The organism is Streptomyces sp. NPDC050263 (assembly GCF_040655955.1).
Classification (GTDB): domain Bacteria; phylum Actinomycetota; class Actinomycetes; order Streptomycetales; family Streptomycetaceae; genus Streptomyces.
Genome location: NZ_JBFAKW010000074.1, coordinates 23,844 through 46,270 on the forward strand (window position 1 = coordinate 23,844; position 22,427 = coordinate 46,270).

Annotated in this window: 20 protein-coding genes and 1 tRNA gene; 11 read left to right on the plus strand and 10 right to left on the minus strand. The window is 72.0% G+C overall.

What is annotated here, in order from left to right; genetic code table 11:
• Positions 1 to 196: 196 nt before the first annotated feature.
• Positions 197 to 547, plus strand: coding sequence for a hypothetical protein (locus AB0J04_RS28605; protein ID WP_363171439.1), 351 nt, complete (start codon positions 197 to 199; stop codon positions 545 to 547).
• A gap of 81 nt (positions 548 to 628) precedes the next feature.
• On the opposite strand, the gene AB0J04_RS28610 is transcribed toward AB0J04_RS28605, so the two are convergent.
• Both AB0J04_RS28610 and AB0J04_RS28615 read right to left on the minus strand, forming a co-directional pair.
• Positions 629 to 1,318 (minus strand): RDD family protein, encoded by a 690-nt coding sequence (locus tag AB0J04_RS28610; RefSeq protein WP_363171440.1) that lies wholly within the window; start codon positions 1,316 to 1,318, stop codon positions 629 to 631.
• Positions 1,319 to 1,406: 88 nt separating this feature from the next.
• Complete coding sequence (locus AB0J04_RS28615) at positions 1,407 to 2,966, minus strand: RDD family protein (RefSeq protein WP_363171441.1); 1,560 nt, start codon at positions 2,964 to 2,966, stop codon at positions 1,407 to 1,409.
• Positions 2,967 to 3,251: 285 nt separating this feature from the next.
• Here AB0J04_RS28615 and AB0J04_RS28620 point away from each other — a divergent pair, with 285 nt between their 5' ends.
• The gene (locus AB0J04_RS28620; RefSeq protein WP_363171442.1) at positions 3,252 to 3,728 is read left to right on the plus strand and encodes an SsgA family sporulation/cell division regulator; all 477 of its coding nucleotides are present in this window, start codon (positions 3,252 to 3,254) and stop codon (positions 3,726 to 3,728) included.
• A gap of 14 nt (positions 3,729 to 3,742) precedes the next feature.
• Here AB0J04_RS28620 and AB0J04_RS28625 read toward each other — a convergent pair whose 3' ends face one another.
• The gene (locus tag AB0J04_RS28625) at positions 3,743 to 5,113 is read right to left on the minus strand and encodes an FAD-linked oxidase C-terminal domain-containing protein (protein WP_363171443.1); all 1,371 of its coding nucleotides are present in this window, start codon (positions 5,111 to 5,113) and stop codon (positions 3,743 to 3,745) included.
• A gap of 113 nt (positions 5,114 to 5,226) precedes the next feature.
• Between AB0J04_RS28625 and AB0J04_RS28630 the strand changes: the two genes are divergently transcribed.
• Positions 5,227 to 6,648 carry a tetratricopeptide repeat protein gene (locus AB0J04_RS28630; protein ID WP_363171457.1) on the plus strand — a complete coding sequence of 474 codons (1,422 nt, stop codon included), beginning with the start codon at positions 5,227 to 5,229 and terminating at the stop codon, positions 6,646 to 6,648.
• Positions 6,649 to 6,667: 19 nt separating this feature from the next.
• Here AB0J04_RS28630 and hppD read toward each other — a convergent pair whose 3' ends face one another.
• Complete coding sequence (gene hppD / locus AB0J04_RS28635; RefSeq protein WP_363171444.1) at positions 6,668 to 7,813, minus strand: 4-hydroxyphenylpyruvate dioxygenase; 1,146 nt, start codon at positions 7,811 to 7,813, stop codon at positions 6,668 to 6,670.
• A gap of 126 nt (positions 7,814 to 7,939) precedes the next feature.
• Between hppD and AB0J04_RS28640 the strand changes: the two genes are divergently transcribed.
• The 4 genes from AB0J04_RS28640 to AB0J04_RS28655 all read left to right on the plus strand — a co-directional run bounded on the left by AB0J04_RS28640 (position 7,940) and on the right by AB0J04_RS28655 (position 11,452).
• Positions 7,940 to 8,416 (plus strand): Lrp/AsnC family transcriptional regulator, encoded by a 477-nt coding sequence (locus AB0J04_RS28640; protein WP_363171445.1) that lies wholly within the window; start codon positions 7,940 to 7,942, stop codon positions 8,414 to 8,416.
• A 48-nt stretch (positions 8,417 to 8,464) separates the two neighbouring features.
• The gene (locus AB0J04_RS28645) at positions 8,465 to 9,112 is read left to right on the plus strand and encodes an ABC transporter permease (protein WP_363171446.1); all 648 of its coding nucleotides are present in this window, start codon (positions 8,465 to 8,467) and stop codon (positions 9,110 to 9,112) included.
• Entirely contained in the window at positions 9,105 to 10,349 is a 1,245-nt protein-coding gene (locus AB0J04_RS28650) for a betaine/proline/choline family ABC transporter ATP-binding protein (RefSeq protein ID WP_363171447.1), read from the plus strand. The genes AB0J04_RS28645 and AB0J04_RS28650 overlap by 8 nt, the downstream gene beginning before the upstream one ends.
• Before the next feature lie 182 nt (positions 10,350 to 10,531).
• Positions 10,532 to 11,452 (plus strand): ABC transporter permease/substrate-binding protein, encoded by a 921-nt coding sequence (locus AB0J04_RS28655; protein WP_363171458.1) that lies wholly within the window; start codon positions 10,532 to 10,534, stop codon positions 11,450 to 11,452.
• A gap of 17 nt (positions 11,453 to 11,469) precedes the next feature.
• Here the strand turns inward: AB0J04_RS28655 and AB0J04_RS28660 are convergent, their stop codons facing one another.
• From AB0J04_RS28660 to AB0J04_RS28685, 6 genes are all read right to left on the minus strand, one after another.
• Positions 11,470 to 12,264, minus strand: coding sequence for a S16 family serine protease (locus tag AB0J04_RS28660; protein WP_363171448.1), 795 nt, complete (start codon positions 12,262 to 12,264; stop codon positions 11,470 to 11,472).
• An 89-nt stretch (positions 12,265 to 12,353) separates the two neighbouring features.
• Positions 12,354 to 13,004 carry a helix-turn-helix domain-containing protein gene (locus tag AB0J04_RS28665; protein WP_351911782.1) on the minus strand — a complete coding sequence of 217 codons (651 nt, stop codon included), beginning with the start codon at positions 13,002 to 13,004 and terminating at the stop codon, positions 12,354 to 12,356.
• Positions 13,005 to 13,336: 332 nt separating this feature from the next.
• Positions 13,337 to 15,130 (minus strand): DEAD/DEAH box helicase, encoded by a 1,794-nt coding sequence (locus tag AB0J04_RS28670; RefSeq protein ID WP_363171449.1) that lies wholly within the window; start codon positions 15,128 to 15,130, stop codon positions 13,337 to 13,339.
• A gap of 178 nt (positions 15,131 to 15,308) precedes the next feature.
• Positions 15,309 to 15,698, minus strand: a complete 390-nt coding sequence (locus tag AB0J04_RS28675; RefSeq protein ID WP_363171450.1) for a type II toxin-antitoxin system death-on-curing family toxin — start codon at positions 15,696 to 15,698, stop codon at positions 15,309 to 15,311.
• Positions 15,695 to 15,895 carry a CopG family transcriptional regulator gene (locus AB0J04_RS28680; RefSeq protein ID WP_363171451.1) on the minus strand — a complete coding sequence of 67 codons (201 nt, stop codon included), beginning with the start codon at positions 15,893 to 15,895 and terminating at the stop codon, positions 15,695 to 15,697. The genes AB0J04_RS28675 and AB0J04_RS28680 overlap by 4 nt, the downstream gene beginning before the upstream one ends.
• Positions 15,896 to 15,940: 45 nt before the next feature.
• Positions 15,941 to 17,419: an MFS transporter gene (locus tag AB0J04_RS28685; RefSeq protein WP_363171452.1), complete on the minus strand. Its 1,479-nt coding sequence runs from the start codon at positions 17,417 to 17,419 to the stop codon at positions 15,941 to 15,943.
• A 228-nt stretch (positions 17,420 to 17,647) separates the two neighbouring features.
• On the opposite strand from AB0J04_RS28685, the gene AB0J04_RS28690 reads away from it, so the two are divergent.
• The 4 genes from AB0J04_RS28690 to AB0J04_RS28705 all read left to right on the plus strand — a co-directional run bounded on the left by AB0J04_RS28690 (position 17,648) and on the right by AB0J04_RS28705 (position 22,250).
• Positions 17,648 to 17,719: transfer RNA gene (locus AB0J04_RS28690), tRNA-Cys, on the plus strand.
• A gap of 201 nt (positions 17,720 to 17,920) precedes the next feature.
• On the plus strand, positions 17,921 to 18,346 hold the full coding sequence (locus AB0J04_RS28695; protein ID WP_363171453.1) for a hypothetical protein: 426 nt from the start codon (positions 17,921 to 17,923) through the stop codon (positions 18,344 to 18,346).
• Positions 18,343 to 19,626, plus strand: coding sequence for a hypothetical protein (locus AB0J04_RS28700; protein ID WP_363171454.1), 1,284 nt, complete (start codon positions 18,343 to 18,345; stop codon positions 19,624 to 19,626). The genes AB0J04_RS28695 and AB0J04_RS28700 overlap by 4 nt, the downstream gene beginning before the upstream one ends.
• 185 nt (positions 19,627 to 19,811) lie before the next feature.
• Positions 19,812 to 22,250 carry an endonuclease/exonuclease/phosphatase family protein gene (locus AB0J04_RS28705; RefSeq protein ID WP_363171455.1) on the plus strand — a complete coding sequence of 813 codons (2,439 nt, stop codon included), beginning with the start codon at positions 19,812 to 19,814 and terminating at the stop codon, positions 22,248 to 22,250.
• Positions 22,251 to 22,427: the final 177 nt, after the last annotated feature.

Consider the following 22,427-nt stretch of genomic DNA (forward strand, 5'->3'; position numbering starts at 1 on the left):
AGGACCGGCTGTTCGCATTGCGGACATATGACTGTTACATGACGGGCGCGCACGACAGTCCACTTGGTGGACGCCATGACTCCGTGCGCCCCCTGTGCACCGGCACCGTGGGTTAGGTCACGCTTACCGTTCGTTCCACTCGGGCATGCAGCCGAATAGAGTCGAGACCGCCCCCGCTTCCGAGGACACGATTGCCATGCCTCGTCCGAACCTCGCACAGCTCACGTACGGTTCCTGCACCGTCATCTTCTCGACGCTCGCCATGCTGCTGCTGTCACAGACGAGTTCGGGCCCCGCGATCTCCGTCATCGTCGTCGCCGCGGTCGCGCTCGGCCTGCTCGTCGCCATGACGGTGCCGGCGCCGAAGCCGTCCCGGAGCATCGTGGCCCGTTCCTCGGCGAAGAAGCCCGCGAGCAGGCCCGAGCCCGTCTCCGTTCCCGTCACCCCGGTCACCGTCGCCGTTCCGGTGCACACGCCCGTGAACGCGCCTGTGCCGGCTTCGGTCGCCTCGGCCCCCGAGCACGTCCGGGAGCGCACGGCTCCCTGACACCCGGCTGTGCGCGCGGCCAGGGGCCGGCACCTCGTGCGAGGTGCCGGCCCCTGGCCGCGCTTGCCGCCGAAGGGTGCGTCAGCCGGTGCTGACCGCCACCGTCTTGGCCGCCTTGTCGTGCAGGCCCTGCTTGTAGGGCTTGTCGAAGAAGCTCCAGCCGCCGCAGACCGCCGTCCACAGACACGCGCAGCAGAACGCGAACGGCACCCACAGCACCAGGGCCCGGATCAGCGACGTCTGCACGGAGGGCGTGGAGCCGTCGTCGAGGTTGGCCACCCGCATGCCCAGCCACTTCTTGCCCAGCGTCTGCCCGGACCGGGCGGTCAGGACCGTGTCGTACGCGACGTACAGGATCGCGGTGATCAGCTCCCGCCCGAAGGTCTTGCCGAACTCGATGTCGTCCGTGTCCACGGTGTACTGGGCGACCCCGAACGCCCATGACAGCAGCGCCACCACGATGAAGACGAGGATCATGTCGATGATCCGGGCCAGCGTGCGCTTGCCGCTGTCGGCGAGCGGCGGCATCCCGGAGAGCGGGTCCGCGGGGTAACCGCCGTAGGGGTCGCCCCCGTACGGGCCGCCACCGCCGCCGTACGGGCCGCCGCCGTACGAACCGCTGCCGCCGAACGGATCCTCCGGTTCCTGCGGGCCGTGCGGAGTGTCGTACGGCGAGCCCTGGCCCTCGTCGTGCGGGGGCTGCGGCGGCCGCTTCCGGAGCGGGTCGTCCTCCGGCGGCTCGCCGCCGCCGGGGGGCGGTTCGGTGGTCATGCCCCCGAGTCGACCGCGAACCCCCCGGCTCCGCATCCGGCGAGCGGCCGTCCGGGGGACGCGTCGTCAGGTCGTCGTCGGGTGGGTGTCAGCCGGCGACGAAGGTGTGCGCCGCCTTGTCGTGCCAGCACTGCCGCCACGGCTTGTCGAACAGACCCCACACGACGCCCACGACACCGACGGCGAGCAGCCCCGGCACGCTGTACACGAGCCAGCGGCGCAGAGCCGCCCCGAACGACGGGGGCGAACCGCCCTCGATGTCCCGCACCTCGAGCCCGAGCAGCTTCTTGCCCAGCGTGCGGCCCCACTTGGCGGTCGGCAGCGCCTCGTACACCACCCCGAAGACCAGCAGGACGGCGAGGACGATCCCCAGGTACACCGACGTCGTGCCGTCGAGCAGCCAGACGGTGACCCTCTCGCCGGTCAGCTTGGCCGCGTCGATCTTGTCGTTGACGTGGTCGAGGGCCTTCAGGCCGAGCGGCACGGCGGCGGCGCCCGTGACGGCCGCGAGGACGACCGTGTCGACGAGCCGGGCCGCGAACCGCTTGCCGAGACCGGCCGGACGGGCCTCGGACTGCCGCCGGGCAGCCGCCTGGAAGATGTCCTCGACCGGCGGCTTCCACGGCGCGACGGGCCCGTCCTCGCCCGCGAGCCGGTGCACCTGCTGCGCCCACGAGGGCTGCCCGCCGCCGGAACCGGGGACCATCGCCGCACCGGGCTGCGGCTGCGGCGGCCCGGGAATCGGGCCGCCGGGGCCGCCCGTCTGCTGCGGGACGCTCGGGGCGGCCTGCTGGGCGGCGGCGGCCGGGAAGCCTGCGGGGCCGCCCTGCGGGGCAGGAAGCGGGGCCGGAGCCACCGCCGACTGGGCGGCCGCCGCGCGCTCGGCGGCCGCCTTGCCCGCGCCGAAGCCGGGCTTGGCGGGGGCGGCGGGCGTCGCCGGGGGCGGCGCCGGAACCGTCGTCGGGCCCTGGGCCCCGGGGGCGAAGGCCCCGCCCGGGCCCGGCGTGCTCCCGGAGGGCGCGTCGGGCGCGCCGTCCTGGTGGCCCGTGCGCGGGCCCGGCGCACGGAAGGTGACGGTGCCCTCGTCGGGGACGAGGCCGGCGGGACCGGCGGGGGCCGCGCCCGCGCCCCCGTCGCTCGCCGTCGGCCGGCGGAAGACGAACGTGCCCCCGGAGACCACGTCCCCGGCACCCGCGCCGCCGCCGTCCGCGGGTTCCGCGGGCGGGATCGTCGTCATGCCGTCCGTGCTGGTCGACAGGCCCTCGGGCTGGGCCGGGGCGGGCACCCTCGGGTCGGCGGCCGGCGGGGAGCCCCAGGAGACCCGGCGGTCCTGGTCGCCGCCGAAGCCGGACTGGCGGGAGCGGTCGGCGCCCCACGCGGAGGAGGGCTCGGGGCCGCCGCCGTACGGGTCGGCCGGGGCGGCCGCCGGGTCCTCGTCGAAGAAGTGCGGGCCGGTCTCCTCCACGGAGGCCGCGGGTCCGCCGCCGGGCGGGGGCGTGAGCGGCCGGCCGTCGGACGGCGCCGGCCGGCTGGTGCCCGGTACCCAGGAGGCACCGTTCCAGTACCGGACGTATCCAGGGATGGACGGGTCCGGGTAATACCCTTCGCGGGGCCGGTCGTCGCCGGGGGCCGGGGTTGGGGCGCTCATGTCCGTCGTCCCGTATCTGCTCGGGGGTGGGATGGGGGGCTCCACATCTATCAGACCGACGCGGGGCCGCACCGCCAGTCCTGCCGTACCCGCTCCTTTCCGGGCAACCCCGTGCAGGCTCTTCACACGTTCGGAACCGGACCATGCCCTCCGTCGGCGCCGGGCAGGGGAACTCTCGGAAAAAAGTTCTCCGAACCCGCGTAATGGTTCCGGCCCCACTCGCTCTCCACTCGTACGGGCCCACCCGCGGGCCCGTGCGAGGCCCGTATCGAGAGGAGAACCGACATGCGTCACACGGTGGTGGAGCGCGAACTGGAGCTCAGGCTCATCCTGTCGCCGGAACGCAGCATCCCGGTCCCGGCCCGGCTCAGCTTCCGCAGCGACGACCCGTTCGCCGTCCTGGTCACCTTCCACATCAACTCCGAGCAGCCCGTCAACTGGACGTTCGCCCGTGAGCTGTTGATCGAGGGCGTGTTCCGGCCGTGCGGGCACGGGGACGTGCGGGTGTGGCCGACGAAGGCGGAGGGGCGCAGCGTCGTGCTGATGGCGCTGAGCTCGCCCGACGGCGACGCCCTCCTCCAGGCGCCCGCCCCCCAGGTCTCGGCCTGGCTGGAGCGGACGCTGCGGGTGGTGCCGCCCGGGACCGAGGCCGAGCAGCTCGGCATCGACGACGGTCTGGCCGAGCTGCTCGCCGCGACGCCCGCGGACGACCTGAGGCTCTCCGACCCGTGGCCGGGGGACGGGGCCCGGGACGGAGAGTGAGGGAGAGTGGGTGATCAGAACAGTTTGCCCGGGTTGAGGATGCCCAGCGGGTCGAAGGCCGCCTTCACGGCCCGCTGCATCTCCACGCCGACGGGCCCGATCTCGCGCGCCAGCCACTCCTTCTTCAGCACGCCCACGCCGTGCTCGCCGGTGATGGTGCCGCCGAGTTCGAGGCCGAGGCCCATGATCTCCTCGAAGGAGTCGCGGGCGCGCCGGCACTCGTCGGGGTCCTGCGCGTCGAAGCAGACCGTCGGGTGGGTGTTGCCGTCGCCCGCGTGGGCGACGACCCCGATGGTCAACTCGTGCTTCTGCGCGATGCGTTCGACGCCTTCGAGCAGCTCGCCGAGTCTCGACCGGGGCACACAGACGTCGTCGATCATCGTCGTGCCCTTGACGGCGTCCAGAGCGACGAGCGCCGATCGGCGTGCCTGGAGCAGGAGTTCGGACTCGGCGAAGTCGTCGGCGGGGACGACCTGCGTCGCGCCGGCCGCCTCGCACAGCGCGCCGACGGCGGCGAGGTCGGCGGCCGGGTCGGGGGTGTCGAAGGCGGCGAGCAGCAGCGCCTCGGTGGTCTCCGGAAGTCCCATGCGGGAGAGGTCGTTGACGGCCCTGACCGTCGTCCGGTCCATGAGTTCGAGGAGGGACGGGACGTGCCCGCCCGCCATGATCCGGCACACCGCGTCGCACGCGGCGGCCCCCGACGCGAACTCGGCCGCCAGCACCAACTGCCGCGGCGGCTGCGGCCGCAGCGCCAGGATCGCCCGGACGACGACGCCCAGCGAGCCCTCGGAGCCCACGAACAGCCGGGTGAGGTCGTACCCGGCGACGCCCTTCGCGGTGCGCCGGCCGGTGGTCATCAGCCGGCCGTCGGCGAGGACGACGTCCAGGCCGAGGACGTACTCGGCCGTCACCCCGTACTTCACGCAGCACAGGCCGCCCGAGGCGGTGCCGATGTTGCCGCCGATCGTGCACATCTCCCAGCTGGAGGGGTCCGGCGGGTAGTAGAGACCGAGTGCGTCGACCGCGCGGGAGAGGGTCGCGTTGACGACGCCCGGTTCGACGACGGCGATGCGGTCGACCGGGTTGATCTCGAGGATGCGGTCCATCTTGACGAGGGAGAGGACGATGCAGCCCTCGGAGGCGTTGGCGCCGCCGGACAGACCGGTGCGGGCGCCCTGTGGAACGACCGGGACGCGCAGTTCGGTCGCCGTGCGCATGACGTGCTGGACCTCTTCGGCCGTGCGCGGCAGCACCACCGCCGCCGGGGTGCCGGCCGGGCAGAACCCGGCCATGTCGTTGGCGTAGGAGACCGTGACGTCCGGGTCGGTGAGGACGGCCTCGGCGGGCAGGCCGGTGAGCAGACGTTCTACGAGGCTACGGCTCATGATCACAGGTTCGCACCCGGGGCCATCGGTGTGAACCCCGTCCGCCGGACACTTCGGCTGACGTCATACGGTCGTCGTACTGGCGCACAGTGAGCGCCATGGAGAACGACGCCATGCAGAAGGAACAGGACACCGCCCCCGAGGATGCCCCCGGGAAGGTGGTCCGGCGGCGGCGGCTGGTCGTCGGCTCGCTCGTGGGGTGTCTGGTGCTGGGCGGCGGGGTGCTGATGTGCCTGCCCGGCGGGGGGTCGGGGCAGCGGGCGCCCGCACCGGCCGCGGGCGCGCAGGCGGCCGCGGCGGTCCGGGCCGGGGTGCCGGCCGCGCTGTCCGACCTGGCGGTGCTGATCGACGAGCGCGAGAGCAGGGTGCGGGAGCATCCGCGGGACGCACGGTCCTGGGCGGTGCTCGCCGCGGCCTACGTCGAGCAGGGCCGCCGCACCGCCGACGTGGCCGTCCAGTACCCCAAGGCCGAGCAGGCGCTGCGGACCTCGCTGAAGGTGCGCCCCGAGCGCAACGCCGACGCGCTCGACGGGCTGGCCGCGCTGGCCAACGCGCGCCGCGACTTCCGGGCCGCGCTGAACTGGGGCGAGGCCGCGCGCAAGCTGGCGCCGACGCGCTGGACGACGTATCCGCAGCTCATCGACGCGTACACCGGGCTCGGCGACTACAAGAAGGCCCGCAAGTCCCTCGACCGGCTGCTGGCGCTGCACTCCGGGCCGGCCGTGCGGGCGCGGGCCGCGGGCGTCTACTGGGACCAGGGCCGGCGCGAGGACGCGCAGGCGGCGCTGGCGGACGCGGCGGCAGGCGCCTCCTCCCCCGCCGAGCAGGCGGCCTGGCTGGAGCGGGCCGGGCAGCTCGCCTGGGAGCGCGGCGAGCGGGAGGACGCGCTGCGGCATTTCCAGGAGGCGGTCCGGCTCGACCCCGACCAGCGGGCCGCGCAGGCCGGGCAGGGGCGGGCGCTGGCGGCGCTGGGGCGGACGTCGGAGGCGTTGAGCGCGTACCGGGCGGCGCTCGCGCGCCAGCCGCTGCCGGGGTACGCGCTGGAGCTGGGCGAGCTGTACGAGTCGCTGGGGCTGACGCAGGCGGCGCAGGTGAGTTACGACCTGCTGCGGACGCGGGTGCGGCAGGAGGCGGCGGGCGGGGTCGACGGGGAGCTGCTGCTCGGCCGGTTCGAGGCGGACCACGGGGACCCGGTCTCGGCGGTCCGGCGGCTGCGGGCCGAGTGGCGGCGCCAGCCGGGGATCGCGGTCGCGGACGCGCTGGGCTGGGCGCTGCACCGGGCCGGCGACGACAAGGCGGCCCTGGGGTTCGCCCTGATCGCCACCGACCGGGTGCACGGCGGCGCGATGCGCAGCGCGCCGTACCTCTACCACCTGGCCATGATCGAGCGGAGGCTCGGCAAGGACGGGCCGGCCCGGCGGCACCTCCGGGAGGCGTTGCAGATCAACCCGTACTTCTCACCGCTGCTGGGCCCGGTGGCCCGGGAGGCCCTGGTCCAGCTGGGCGAGGCGCCCGAACGGCCCCTGCCCGAGTGACGCCTTCCCCGAGTGACGGCTACAGGTTGCCGCGCTTGTCCTGCTCGCGTTCGATCGCCTCGAAGAGGGCCTTGAAGTTGCCCTTGCCGAAGCCCATCGAGCCGTGCCGTTCGATGATCTCGAAGAAGACGGTCGGACGGTCCTGGACCGGCTTGGTGAAGATCTGCAACAGGTAGCCGTCCTCGTCGCGGTCGGCGAGGATCTTCAGCTCGCGCAGGGTCTCGACGGGGACGCGGGTGTCGCCGACCCACTCGCCGAGGGTGTCGTAGTAGGAGTCCGGGGTGTCGAGGAACCGCACGCCGGCCGCCCGCATGGTGCGGACCGTCTGCACGATGTCGCCTGTGTTGAGCGCGATGTGCTGGACGCCGGCGCCGCCGTAGAACTCCAGGTACTCGTCGATCTGGGACTTCTTCTTGGCGACCGCGGGCTCGTTGATCGGGAACTTGACCTTCAGGGTGCCGTCGGCGACGACCTTCGACATCAGCGCGCTGTACTCGGTGGCGATGTCGTCGCCCACGAACTCCTTCATGTTCGTGAAGCCCATGACCTTGTTGTAGAAGCCGACCCACTCGTTCATCCGGCCGAGTTCGACGTTGCCGACGCAGTGGTCGATCGCCTGGAAGGTGCGGTGGGCGGGCGGCTCGACGATCGGGTCGGCGGCCACGAAACCCGGCAGGTACGGGCCGTCGTAGCCGGAGCGGTCGACGAGGGTGTGGCGGGTCTCGCCGTAGGTGGCGATCGCGGCGAGGACGACCGTGCCGTGCTCGTCCTTCAGCTCGTAGGGCTCGGCGATCGAGCGGGCGCCGTGCTCGACGGCGTAGGCGTACGCGGCGCGGGCGTCCGGGACCTCGATGGCGAGGTCGACGACGCCGTCGCCGTGCTCGGCCACGTGCTGCGCGAGGAAGTGGCCCCAGGTGGTGGCGGGCTTGACGACGGAGGTGAGGACGAAGCGGGCCGAGCCGTTCGTGAGCACGTACGCGGCGGTCTCGCGGCTGCCGGTCTCCGGTCCGGAGTAGGCGACCAGCCGCATGCCGAAGGCGGTGGAGTAGTAGTGCGCCGCCTGTTTGGCGTTGCCCACGGCGAAGACGACCGCGTCCATTCCCTTGACCGGGAAGGGGTCGGCCTGCCGGGCGGTGTCGGGAGTGCGGTGCGTGGTCTGCGTCATACCGAAAGCCTCGCTCCGGCCCGCAAGGTGCGCAATAGTTCACGTGTCCGCTGGACAATCTGCCCAGCGGTACGAGGGTTTCGGCGGGCTTTCTGTACAGGGTGACCATCTCGGAGGCGGGCAGGCATGGCGATCGATCAGCTGGACGGCCGGATCATCGTGCTGCTGGCACGGGAGCCGCGGCTGGGGGTGCTGGAGATGTCCCGGCGGCTGGGCGTGGCCCGGGGGACCGTGCAGGCGCGGCTCGACCGCCTTCAGTCGAATGGAGTCATCCGGGGGTTCGGGCCGCAGGTCGATCCGGCGGCCCTCGGCTATCCCGTCACCGCGTTCGCCACCCTCCAGATCCGCCAGGGGCAAGGCCCCGACGTACGGGCGCACTTGGCATCCGTGCCGGAGGTGCTGGAGCTGCACACCACGACCGGCGGCGGAGACATGATGTGCCGGCTGGTGGCCCGGTCCAACGCCGATCTCCAGCGGGTCATCGACCGGGTTGTCGGCTTTGATGGCATTGTCCGGGCCTCCACCGCGATCGTGATGGAGAACCCCGTTCCGCTGCGCATCATCCCGCTGGTGGAACAGGCGGCCGAGGACGCACGGGAGTAGGACCCAGTCGATCCAGTCGATCCAGTCGATGTCGGGCGGTGAGGGCGTGTGAGCTTCTGGGAGTACCTGGACAACCGTCACCAGCAACTGCTCACCGACGCGTATCAACACGCCGGCGTCGTCTTCCAGTGCATGGTCGTGGCGACCCTGGTGGGCGTGCTGATCGGGGCCGTCTCCTACCGCAGCGACTGGGGCGGCGACCTCGCCGCCACCGCCACCTCCACCGTCCTGACCGTCCCGTCGCTCGCCATGATCGGTCTGCTGATCCCGCTGGTGGGCCTGGGCGTGCCGCCCACGGTGATCGCGCTGACCCTGTACGGGCTGCTGCCGATCGTGCGGAACTCCATCGTCGGACTGCGCGGTGTCGACCCCGCCCTGGTGGACGCGGCGACGGGCATCGGGATGTCCCGGCTGACGCGGCTGGCACGGGTCGAGCTGCCGCTGGCCTGGCCGCCGATCCTGACCGGGATCCGGGTCTCCACCCAGATGCTGATGGGCATCGCCGCCATCGCCGCCTACGCCTCCGGGCCCGGCCTCGGCAACGAGATCTTCCGTGGCCTGGCCTCGCCGGGCAGCAAGAACGCGCTCAACCAGGTCCTCGCGGGCACGCTCGGGATCATCGTGCTGGCCCTGCTGTTCGACGCCGCGTACGTCCTGATCGGACGGCTGACGATTCCCAGGGGGATCCGTGTCTGACGCAGAGTCCGCAGCACACGGCGCGTCGATCGAGCTGGAGAACCTCAGCAAGCGGTACCCCGGGAGCCCCAACCCGTCCGTCGACAGCGTCAACATGGAGATCAAGGCCGGTGAGACGGTCGTCTTCGTCGGGCCGTCGGGGTGCGGGAAGTCGACCACCCTGAAGATGATCAACCGGCTGATCGAGCCGACCGGCGGGCGGATCCGGATCGGCGGCGAGGACGTCACCGACATCGACGCGGTGAAGCTGCGCCGCAAGGTCGGCTACGCGATCCAGTCGTCCGGGCTCTTCCCGCACATGACAGTTGCGCAGAACATCGCCCTCGTGCCGAAGATGATCGGCTGGCCGAAGCCCCGGATCCGGGACCGGGTGGAGGAGATGCTCGACCTGGTCGGACTCGACCCCGGCGAGTTCCACGGCCGCTATCCGCGCCAGCTGTCCGGCGGACAGCGGCAACGGGTGGGCGTGGCCCGGGCGTTGGCGGCGGATCCGCCGGTGCTGCTGATGGACGAGCCGTTCGGGGCCGTCGACCCGATCACCCGCGACCATCTCCAGGACGAGCTGATCCGGCTCCAGCACGAGCTGCACAAGACGATCGTGTTCGTCACCCATGACTTCGACGAGGCGATCAAGCTGGGCGACCGCATCGCCGTGCTGCGCGAGCGCTCCCACATCGCCCAGTTCGACACCCCGGAGGCGATCCTCACCAACCCGGCGGACGACTTCGTCTCGGGGTTCGTGGGGGCGGGGGCGGCCCTGAAGCGGCTCAACCTCAGCCGGGTGCGGGACGTGGAGATCACCGACTGTCCGACGGTGACCGTCGACGACCCGCTCCAGACCGTCTTCAACCGGCTCCGCTCCAGCGGCACCGACGAGATCCTGCTCCTCGACAAGCAGTGCCGGCCCTACAAGTGGCTGCGCCGCGGGGACCTGACGCGGGCCAGGGGCTCGCTGGCGCGGGCGGGCACCCTGGTCGGCGACACGGTGACCCGGGACGCCACCCTGCGCGACGCGCTGGAGGCGGTGCTGACGGACACCACCGGGCGGGTCGTGGTCACCGGGCGGCGCGGCGAGTACACCGGGGTCGTCGACATGGAGACGCTGATGAACTCCGTCCACGAACTGCTGGAGGCCGACCGGCTGGAGGCGCTGGAGGCGCAAGCCGAACTGGAGGAGGCCCGGGCCGCGCTGACGCACGCGGAACAGGAGGGCCCGGCCGGGGAGGCGAAGCGTTGAGCGCTGCGGAGCTGGACGAGACCCCCGGACCGGACGGCGCTCTCGGACCGGACGGCGTCCTGGGACCGGACGGCGTTCTCCGGCCGGACGGCGTTCTCCGGCCGGAGGAGCAGGCGCAGACCGCGGTCCCGCCGCCCCCGGCTCCTCCACCGCCGCCCCACCGACGCCTCACCTGGCAGAAGCTGACCGTCCTGCCCGCCTTCGTCGTCGCCCTGCTGCTCGCGACCTGGCTGTGGTTCGAGCAGGCCGACCTCGACGCGATCTCCAAGAACGCACTGTCCGACGGGCAGGTGTCGAAGGCGCTGTGGCAGCAGGTGGAGCTCACGGCGATCTCCACGTTCTTCGTCCTGATCATCGCCGTTCCGCTGGGCGTCCTGCTGACCCGCCGGGCGTTCCGCAAGGCCACCCCGATCGTCATGACCGTCGCCGACATGGGTCAGGCCACCCCGGCGATCGGGCTGCTCGCCCTGCTGGTGATCTGGCTGGGCAGTGGCATGAAGGCCGCCCTCATCGGCATCATCGCCTACGCCGTCCTGCCCGTGCTCTCCAACACCGTCGCGGGGCTGAAGGCCAACGACCCGACGCTGCTGGAGGCGGCCCGCGGGATCGGCATGTCCCCGATGGGCGTGCTCAGCAGGATCGAGATGCCGCTCGCCGTCCCGCTGATCCTGGCCGACGTGCGCACGGCCCTCGTCCTGAACGTCGGCACCGCGACCCTGGCGACCTTCGGCGGGGGCGGCGGCCTGGGCGTGCTGATCACCACCGGCATCACCAACCAGCGCATGCCGGTGCTGGTGCTGGGCTCGATCCTCACCGTCGCCCTGGCCCTGCTGGTCGACTGGCTCGCCTCACTGGCCGAACTGCTGCTGCGGCCGCGGGGGCTGGCCGACGACAAGAAGTTCTTCCCCGACTACGACGCGGCCCCCGCGATCAACTCGAAGACCCTGAAGAAGCGGCCGGCCGTCGCGGAGGTCCTCGACCCCGTCACGAAGAAGCTGACCGACAAGGTGGCGCAGGAGCTGAACGCCAAGGTGGACGTCGACGGGGAGGACCCGCACCAGGTGGCGCTGGACTGGATGAAGAAGGAGGGGTTCGTGAAGTAGGCGCGCTGTCGGCCCGGTCAACAGGCGGGTACCGCGCCGGTCCCCTTCTCCAGTGCGACCAGTGCGCTCACCGCGCCCTTGAGCGTGGTGACCGGGATCAGCCGCAGCCCCTTGGGCAGCTCGGACTTGGCGTCGCCGCACTCGTCCTTCGGCACCAGGAAGACGGTCGCGCCGTCCCGCCGGGCGGCCTGCGTCTTCAGGGCGACGCCGCCGACCGCGCCCACCGTGCCGTCGGCCTCGATCGTCCCCGTGCCGGCGATCGTGCGGCCGCCGGTGAGGTCGCCGCCGCTGCCGTCGCCGTCGAGCTTGTCGACGATGCCCAGCGAGAACAGCAGCCCGGCGCTGGGGCCGCCGACGTCGGACAGTTTCAGCGTGACCTTGATGTCGTCGTCGCCGGTGAGGTCCAGGTACTTCAGCGCGGCCTCGGTCGCGGAGTCCTGGGACTGCTCCATCTGCTCGGTGTTGTGCTGCTCGATCTCCTTGGTGCTCTTCCCGCCGGGGTAGACGGAGTCGCGCGGCATGATCGCCTGGTCGGCGCGGAACCAGCCGTCGATCACATCGCCGAGGCTGACGTCCGCGTCGGGACCGGTCGCCTCGATCGTCGTCATGCGCAGCTGACCGCTGGTCTCCCGGGTGGGCGCTCCGGAGATCGTGATCACCTGCGCGCCCTGGTTCTCGCCGAGGACGTTCGCCGTCATGCCCGGCTGCGCCACCGCGAACGGCAGCGGCGCGAACGCGGCCGTGACGAGCAGCGCCACGGCGGGCAGGGCGCAGACGACGAGGGCCTTGGGGCGTGAGAGGCGTGAGAGCACGGGGTCAATCTAACGCGGCGAGGTGTGCGGTCCCGCGGCCGGATGTCGTCGTCGTCCGGCCGCGAGCCGCTGTGTCTGCGCGACGACGTTCAGCGCAGGGCCTCCGCCACCTCCCGTGCCGCGTCCACGACCCGCGGGCCCACGCGCTCCGGGACCGCGTCGGCGAGCATGACCACGCCCACGCTGCCCTCGACGCCGGTCACGCCCAGCAGCGGGGCGGCCGCGCCGCTCGCGCCGGCCTCCAGCTCGCCGTGCGTCAGCGTGTAGCCGGGCTCGTTCGGCGGCGGCGCCGGCTTCTGCCGGGCGGAGAGGATCGCTCGGCCGGCGGCCCCCCGGTCCAGCGGATGCCGGAACCCGGCCCGGTAGGCCACGTGGTAGTCCGTCCAGGTCGGCTCGACGACGGCGACGGCGAGCGCCTCCGTCCCGTCCACCAGCGTGAGATGCGCGGTCGCGCCTATGTCCTCGGCCAGCGAGCGCAGTGCGGGCAGGGCGGCCTCCCGCACCAGCGGATGCACCTGTCGGCCGAGCCTGAGCACTCCGAGACCGACCCTGGCTCGCCCGCCCAGGTCACGCCGTACGAGTGCGTGCTGCTCCAGGGTGGCGAGCAACCGGTACACAACGGTCCGGTTCACACCCAGCTTGTTGGAAAGTTCGGTGACGGTCAGCCCGTGGTCGGTGTCGGCCAGCAGCTTGAGGACCTTCAGTCCTCGATCGAGCGTCTGGGAGGTCTCCGCGGTCACGACTCCCACTCCTTAAGTGGTGAGGTCGGCGGGCCCCCGTCGCGGCGGATGCGTCACCGAGTCCCGTCAGTGACGCGCTTCAGAGGCCGCCGATCGACAGATGGGCCCGGCGTGTCCGGGCCCAGTCGCTTCACGGCTGCGCTCCGCGGCGGCGCTGCCACGGGGCGTGTGCGTAGCGGGACAGTAGCGAAGCAGGTTCGCTGAGCGGAAGGCTCCGTCCAGAATCCGGTCATTGGCCGGTATGGACTACTTGTATTTATCCCGATACGTACGGAGCGTGACGGCATCCCATGCGCCCCCGGGTCACGGGTTCCGGGGGCTCGGCGGGGACGTCACTTCATCCGGGTCGCCCACTCCTGCACCTTGGCGATGCGCTGGCGCAGCTGGCCCCCCGTCGCCTCCGCGCTCGGCGGGCCGCCGCACACGCGCCGCAGCTCGGTGTGGATCACGCCGTGCGGCTTGCCGCTCTGGTGGACGTACGCGCCGACCATCGTGTTGAGCTGCTTGCGCAGCTCCATCAGCTCCTTGTGCGAGACGACCGGCCGCCGCTCGGCCGGCAGCTCCAGCAGATCGGCCTCGGCGTCCGGGCGCTTCTTGCTGTGCGCGATCTGCTTGGCCTGCCGCTTCTGCAGCAGCAACTGGACCTGGTCGGGTTCCAGCAGCCCCGGGATGCCGAGGTAGTCCTGCTCCTCCTCGCTCCCCGGGTGGGCCTGCATGCCGAACTCGGCGCCGTTGTACATCACCCGGTCGAAGACGGCGTCGGACTCCAGCGCCTCGAAGGCGAACTGCTCCTGCTCGCCGGTGTCCTCGTCCTGCTCCTTGTTCGCCTCGTTCATCTCCTGCTCGGACTCGGCGTACGGGTCCTCCTCGCCCTCTTTCTTCGGCTTGTCGAGGGCGTGGTCGCGCTCGACCTCCATCTCGCCTGCGAAGGTGAGCAGGTCGGGCACGGTCGGCAGGAAGACGGACGCGGTCTCGCCGCGCCGCCGGGACCGCACGAAACGGCCGACGGCCTGGGCGAAGAAGAGAGGGGTGGAGATGGTGGTGGCGTACACCCCGACGGCCAGCCGGGGCACGTCGACGCCCTCGGACACCATCCGCACCGCGACCATCCACCGGTCGGTGCTGCCACTGAACTCGTCGATGCGGTTGGACGCGCCGGTGTCGTCGGACAGGACGACGGTCGCCTTCGACCCGGTGATCTCCCGGATCAGCTTGGCGTAGGCGCGGGCCGAGTCCTGGTCGGAGGCGATGACGAGCGCGCCGGCGTCCGGGATGGCCTTGCGGACCTCGGTGAGCCGCTGGTCGGCGGCGCGCAGCACGCTCGGCATCCACTCGCCGCGCGGGTCGAGGGCCGTCCGCCAGGCCTGACTGATCGCGTCCTTCGTCATCGGCTCGCCGAGCCGGGCCGCGATCTCGTCGCCGGCCTTCGTCCGCCAGCGCATCTGGCCGCTGTAGGAGAGGAAGATGACCGGCCGCACGACGTTGTCGGCGAGCGCGGACCCGTAGCCGTAGGTGTAGTCGGCGGAGGACCGCCGGATCCCGTCGTTGCCCTCCTCGTACGTCACGAAGGGGATGGGGTTGGTGTCGGACCGGAACGGCGTGCCGGTCAGCGCCAGCCGCCGGGTGGCGGGCTCGAACGCCTCCAGGCACGCCTCGCCCCACGACTTGCTGTCACCGGCGTGGTGGATCTCGTCGAGGATGACGAGCGTCTTGCGCTGCTCGCTGCGGTTGCGGTGCAGCATCGGGCGGACGCCGACGCCCGCGTACGTCACGGCGACGCCGTGGTAGTCCTTGCTGAGCGGCCCGGCGCTGTACTCGGGATCGAGCCGGATCCCTATCCTCGCGGCCGCCTCCGCCCACTGCTTCTTCAGATGCTCGGTCGGCGCGACCACGGTCACCTGCTGCACGACATGGTGATGCAGCAGCCAGGAGGCGAGGGTCAGCGCGAACGTCGTCTTGCCGGCGCCTGGGGTGGCGACGGCGAGGAAGTCGCGGGGCTGCTCCTGGAGGTACCTCTCCATCGCCCCCTGCTGCCAGGCACGCAGCTTGCCGGCGGTGCCCCAGGGGGCCCGGCCGGGAAACGCGGGCGAGAGGTGATGGGAGTGGGCGGTGGAGGTGGCAGACATAGGTGTGAGCCCGGAGGGCCCTCCGTTGAGGGTGGCGGCGGGTGACGGGCGGGCGGTAGTCACGGTCTCCGTGGGGTGGTCGAGCGGCTCGGCTACGTATGACAACCGGGCCACCCTACCGGCGGCCGGGGAGGGCCCTCGTGTGAACGCGGTGGGGTCGCCCCGGGTGGGATCGACGTCACATGGGCCGTTCGGCCATGGCCCGCAACACCTCGGCGATGACCTTGACCTCGTCCGCGCTGCCGTCGGCCACAGCGATGACCAGGCGTTCGGCCGTGTCGATGTCCGGGCGCAGTTGCAGACCGTTCAGAGCCAGGAAGACGACGCACGACGTCCAGGCCGTGCGCTTGTTCCCGTCGACGAAGGGGCGATTGATCGCCAGGGACTGCAGGAGCGCCGCGGCCTTGTCGAACAGGTCGGTGTACGCCTCCTGCCCGAACATCGAAGCCGATGGGCGGTGCACAGCCGATTCCAGCAGGCCTACGTCACGCACAAGGACGTCCTGGTCGTCCACCGCAAGCTGGGCGATGGCCAGGACGTCCTCGGCCGACAGATAGACGTACGTCACTTGAGCCGCTCCAGCAGCTCGGCCCACTTGGCGGTCTGCTCCTTCGCGGCCTCGCGGACCAATACCTCGTGAGCCGTCCTTGCCAGGTAATCGTCCACCGCCCTGAGCAGTATGGCGTGCATGCTGGTGCCCTCCTGCTCCGCGCGCAGCTTCAGAGCTTCCGTCTGGTCGTCGCGAAGACGCAGGTTCATAGCCATACCAGAATGGTACCAACGCGTGGGGAGCAGACCGGCACCAGCAGCTCAACCGGCCCGTAGCCGTGTGGTCACCCACGCCCCCACCAGCGCCACGCCCGCCATCGGCAGGAAGACGGCGACGAACGCGGCCGGATGCGAGGACCCGGCGGCCGTCGTGGCCGTATGCGAGACGGCGCCCCCGCCGAGGGCCGCGAAGGCGGCTCCCCCGACGGCCAGCAGCAGCACATTGGACAGCCCGTCCGAGATCTGCAGCGCGGCGGAGTTGGCCCCGGCCTTCTCGGGAGCGGAGAGCTGCAGCAACAGCACGCTGGTGGAGGAGATGACGAGCCCCATCCCGAAGCACCCGACCCCCCAGGCGACGGCCACGATCCAGGCGGGCACGGAGTGGATCAGCACACTGGGCGCGGCGGCGATGGCGGCGGCGGCCAGCACCATCCCGAGCGCCATCAGCCGCTCCCGGTACGGCTCCACGCGCGGCCGGGACTGCAGCCACGACCCCAGGGCCCAGGTCCCGCCACCGGCGGCGAGCGAGAACCCGGCGAGGGTCGGGCTCAGCCCCCGCTCGGTCACGAGCATCAGCGGCACGAAGGACTCGGCGGCGATGAAGGACCCGGCGGCCACCCCGCGCAACAGCACGACGGACGGCAGCCCGCGCGCCGCCCGCCAGGTACCGGGCGGCAGCAGCCCCAGCACGGCGGGCACGAGCAGCGCGACGCCGACGGCGCCCGGCACCACCGAAACGAGCTTCAGATCCTGGGCGGCGTACTGAAGAAGCCCGGCCCCGAGGGAGATACCGAGGGCGAGCCGAATCCGCCGCCGATCGAAGCCCGCCCCGGTCGTCCCTTCCGCGGGCCCGCCGGCCCGCCGCCGTATCTGAGGCAGCGCCAGCGCAAGCGGCAGCACGACGAGGACGGGTATCCCGAGAAACACCCACCGCCACCCGAGCCGCTCGGTCACCGTCCCCGCGGCCAGCGGCCCGACGACGGACGGCACGACCCAGCACGCGGCGAACGCGGCCATGATCGCGGGCCGCAGCCGCTCCGGATAGGCGCGCCCGACGACGACGTACAGAGCGACGATCACCAGCCCGCCCCCGAGCCCCTGCACGGCCCGCCCGAGAATGAACGCCCACATGCCCTGGGCGCTCCCGGACACCAGCAGCCCGGCCGCGAACGCGCCGATCCCGCACCCCAACGCCCCGAGCGGGCCCCGCCGATCCGACCACTGCCCGGCGAACACCATCCCGAACAGACTGGTCGTGAAGTACCCGGAGAACGCGAACGCGTACAACGACACCCCGTCGAGCTCCCGCGCGGCGACGGGCATGGCCGTTCCCACGGCGGTCGCCTCGAAGGCGACGAGCAGCACGACGGACACGATCCCGACCGTGAGGGCCCGACAGGACCTCCCGAGGACGGTCTCGGTCTCGGTCTCGGTCTCGGTCTCGGTCTCAGGGTGACTCTCCACTGCGGAGGAAACGGGGTCGTCTGCGACACCGGCGTCGCGGGGTTCGAGGGCAGCCATGGCCGCCAGCGTAAGGTCCACAACCGCCGTTGACCCCTGTCGGAAGGCGGGCTCCCCCAGGGACCTTGGTCGTAGGCCGTCAGCCGCATCCGCCTCGCCCCCCGTTTCATGAACGGCGTATGGCAGTCCCATTGCGACGCACGCGCACCTCTTGAGCCACGTCTCGACCGCCCCGTACGGTCAGGACACCGAGTTCGGAACGGGACCTCAACCCCCGCCTCCCGACCTGGCCGTGTGCCCGAGTGGTTTAGGGGCTCGCCTGCAAAGCGAGTTACGCGGGTTCGATTCCCGCCACGGCCTCAACTTGCCTGACCAGGCAAAAAAGAGGGCGGCGCCCCATCCGGGGTGCCGCCCTTTCGGCCGTCCGGCCCAGTGCTTGAACGTGATCGTGTGAGGCGTCTGCTGACCGGTTTTTGCGATGTCCCTTTGTTCTCCCCGCAGTTGGAGTTGCGCGGTGGGACTCTGTGGGCGCTTCTTCGGAATGGGCGGTGGGAGGGGTCGATGGGGATCGTGGGGCCGAGCCGGGGTGCCGTGTGGACCGCCGTGGGGGTGGCGGGGGTGGGGTCGGCAGGGCTGGTGTCGCTCGCCGTCCTGGGGGATCTGAATGCCGCGGGGCAGGTGGCGAGCGTCGTCGGTGCGGTGGTCGGGCTGGCCGGGGTGGTGATCTCCGTGCTCGCTCTGAACGGTGCTTCAGACGACGCAGACGGCTCCCAGCGTCTCGTGCGGGCCGAGCGCGGTGGGGTCGCGGCCGGCGGGGACCTCATCGGGAACGCGATCGGGCACGGCGCCGTGGTCTCGGGGCCGCGCACGCCCCGGCGGCGGCCCGCCGGTCAGCCGGGCAGGGGTGACGTTCAGGCCGGGCGGGACTCGGCAGCCGCCGTCGGGGACATCGTCGACAACGCCTTCGGGGACGACAGCCGCCGATGATGGCGCAGCCCTGGCCCCGCAGAAAACGCCCCGCCGAGACCGACCCCGTCCCCGCCTCCCCTGCCGACGGCCCCCGCCGTCTGCACGTGGGCCCCGACGCCATCGGGGTCGGCGGCAGCGTCGAGAACTCCGCGTGCGCCCCGGACAGTCGGGTCACGAACATCGGTGAGCTGCACATCCACCACACGGCTGCCGGCGCCGAGCCGCGAGGGGGTTCGCTGCCGGAGCTCGAGTCGGCCCTCGCCGACCTCCAGGGGCACGCCGACCGACTCGCCACCCACGCCGAGCGACTCGCCGCACTCGAACGCAGGCCCGCCCCACACGCGAACGCCGACCTCGCCGACCTCGCCGACCTCCGGCACTACGCGACCCAAGTCGACGCCTACGCCGACCGGCTCATCGCCGTCGAGCGCCAACTCGCCGACCTCCAGTCGCACGGGGTCCGACTCGCCGCCTACGCCGACCGGCTCGCCGCACTCGAAGGCCGACTCGCCGACTTCCAGCAGCGCCACGTCGACACGCTGGCCGCCAACGCGCGGCTGCAGGAACAGCGCGACGCCGCCTATGCCTCCGCCGCCGCCTCCGAGGCCGACCACCGTGCCGAACGCCGACGCCGTGAGGCCGCCGAAGCCGCCGGACAGCGCGCCGACCAGCAGGCGGCGGCCGAACGCGCCCGCGCCGACCAGTACGCCGCCGAACGCGACGACGCGCGCCGGCGGCCGCACCAGGAGGAGCGCGAGCCCGTCGCCGTGCTCAGCAGTCCGAGTCCGGCAACCACCGTCAGCACCGCTGCCGCTGCCGCCCCGGCAGGCACGGCACGCCCGAAACATATGCACCGACAGGTGGTGCGGGCCGCCGGGGGCGAGATCGTCTTCGGCAGCTCTCCTTGTGACAAACGCTGGTGCCTGCGCCGCCGCCGACGCCTCGTGCATTTCTCGCGCTTCGGGCTGGAGCGCCCGCACGTCAAGTACCAGAGGGTCGGCGGGATGAAGCTGCCGCGCCTCGTGGGCAGTTGCTCGTCGCGCTGGTGCTCACACTGTTTCCGGCAAGACCACGGTGCAGGGCTCGGCACCGCCGTCGCCGTCCTCGGGACGGTCGCCTGTGTCGTGGCCGGAATCGGGCTCTACCGGGTCGACGCTCCCTGGTGGATCGGGTTCCCGGCCGTGCTCGGTCTGTTCTTCGCCATCCCGTTCGCGGTGGACCGGGTCGACCTGAGCCACCCTCAGCCGAGCCGGTTGGACCCAACCGGCAACGACGACACCCCGATCGTTCCCAGCTGACTCCGGCTCGGCTCCGGCTCGGCTCCGCTCCGGCCGCGACTCCGACACGCCCGGCTCAACTCACCTTCCCGTTCCCCGGATTTAACCTACGACCTCTTGGCGACCGCCTCTCTACGCGCGTAACTTGAGCCGACTCCCCACACCACCATCGGCCGTACACGACGACGTACGAGGAGATCGCCAGCGTGTCCAGATCTGTCGGCAACAGACCCCGCCGTGCCGCCTACGCGGTCATATCCGTGGGTGTGGCGAGCGCGTTCGCCATCACCTCGCTGCCCGCGGCCTACGCGACGCCGTCCGCCTCCGCGGTGATCTCCGAGGTGTACGGCGGCGGCGGGAACTCGGGGGCCACCCTGACCAGGGACTTCGTCGAGCTCGGGAACGCGGGCGCGGCGGCCTACGACCTGGCCGGATACAGCGTGCAGTACCTGCCCGGCTCGCCGTCCGCCTCCTCGACCTGGCAGGTCACCGCGCTCAGCGGCAGCGTCGCGCCCGGCGGACGGTTCCTCGTCGGCGAAGGGGCCGGTTCCGGGGGGACCGTCGCCCTGCCCGCCACCGACGCCACCGGGTCCATCGCGATGAGCGCCACCACCGGCACCGTCGCGCTCGTCTCCGGCACCGCCGCGCTGACCTGCAAGACCGCCGCCGACTGCGCCGCCGACAGCCGGATCGTCGACCTGGTCGGGTACGGCAGCGCCGTCGTGCGGGAGGGGAGCGGGCCGGTCACCGGGGCCTCCAACACCGCCTCCGTCTCGCGTGCGGCCGCCCTCGCCGACACCGACGACAACGCCGTCGATCTCGCGTCCGGCTCGCCGTCCCCCGTCAACTCCGCCGGGCAGACCCCGGATTCGGGCGGCGGCGACGGCGACGGCGACGGCGACGGCGATTCGACGACCCCCGGTACCGTCCGCGTCCACGACATCCAGGGCGCCACCCGGCTCTCCCCGCTCGCCGGACAGACCGTCACCCGGGTGCCGGGGATCGTCACCGGCGTGCGGACCACCGGGTCCAAGGGGTACTGGATCCAGGATCCGGCGGCCGACGCCGACCCCAGGACCAGCGAAGGCGTCTTCGTCTACACCGGGTCCGCCGCGCCGACCGTGGCCGTCGGGGACTCCGTGCTGGTCAGCGGCAAGGTCACCGAGTACTACCCGAGCAGCACCAGCCAGTCCCTCACCGAGCTCACCGCGCCGACGGCGACCGTGCTGTCCGGCGGGAACGCCCTGCCCGCCGCCGTCACCGCGGACGCGAGCAGCGTTCCGGACGCCTACATTCCCACCACCGGCGGCGGCAGCATCGAGTCGCTCCCGCTCGAACCCGCCGTCTACGCACAGGACTTCTTCGAGTCGACGGAGGGCATGCGCGTCTCGTTCTCCGACGCCCGTGTCGTCGGCGCGAGCAACGAGTACGGCGAGCTGTGGGTGACTGTCAAGCCGGAGGAGAGCGCCACGCCCCGCGGCGGCACGCTCTACTCGTCCTACGACCAGCCGGGCACCGGTCGGCTGAAGGTGATGTCGCTCGACACCGCCGCCGCCTTCCCCGTCGCCGACGTCGGCGACGAGCTGTCCGGCGCCACCACCGGGCCGCTCGACTACTCCGCCTACGGCGGCTACAACGTCCAGGCCACCCAGCTGGGCGCCCTGGTCGACAACGGGCTCAAGCCGGAGGTGACCCGCCGCCAGAAGGGCGACGAGCTCGCGGTCGCCACCTACAACGTGGAGAACCTGGACGCGCTGGACGCCCAGGAGAAGATCGACCGGCTCGCCCAGGGCGTCGCCGTCAACCTCAACTCCCCCGATGTCGTCGCCTTGGAGGAGATCCAGGACGACAACGGCGCGACGAACGACGGCACCGTCACCTCCGAGGCCACGCTGAAGCGGTTCACGGACGCCATCCGCGCGGCCGGCGGCCCCCGCTACCAGTGGCGCTATGTCGCCCCGACGAACAACCAGGACGGCGGCGAGCCCGGCGGCAACATCCGTCAGGTGTTCCTGTTCAACCCCAAGCGGGTCTCGTTCACCGACCGGGCCGGCGGCGACGCCACCACGGCCACCGACGTGGTGAAGACCCGCAAGGGCGCCCGTCTCACCTACTCCCCCGGGCGCATCGACCCGACCGGCGACGCCTGGGACAACAGCCGCAAGCCGCTGGTGGGCGAGTTCGTCTTCCACGGCGAGACCGTGTTCGTCATCGCCAACCACTTCACCTCCAAGGGCGGCGACCAGCCCCTGCACTCCCGCTACCAGCCGCCGGCCCGCAGCTCCGAGACACAGCGTCAGGCGCAGGCCGCCGAGGTGAACGCGTTCGTCAAGTCCCTGCTCGCGGCGGACAAGAACGCCAAGACCGTGGTGCTGGGCGACCTCAACGACTACGAGTTCTCGCAGACCGTCAACACCCTGACGGCCGGCAAGGTCCTCAAGCCGCTGATCACCACCCTGCCGGCCGACCAGCGCTACACCTACGTCTACGACGGCAACTCGCAGACCCTGGACCACATCCTGACCAGCCCGGCGATCACGCACTTCGACTACGACGTGGTGCACATCAACGCCGAGTTCGCCGACCAGGCCAGCGACCACGACCCGCAGGTCGTACGCATCGACGTCAGCCGGTGCCGCCACTAGCGCCCCGGGTACGGCCGGGCGCCTCCGGCCATCGCCAGTGCCGTGACCGGAAAGGCTCACCGGCTCGCGACGCCCGGTACGGCACTAGGGGGCTTCTGATGGATCTCCGTGGGAGAAGGAGCGGCGTTCGGTGCGTGCTCTCGGTGTGCCGGGCGAGAGTCCTCGTAGCGGAGCTAC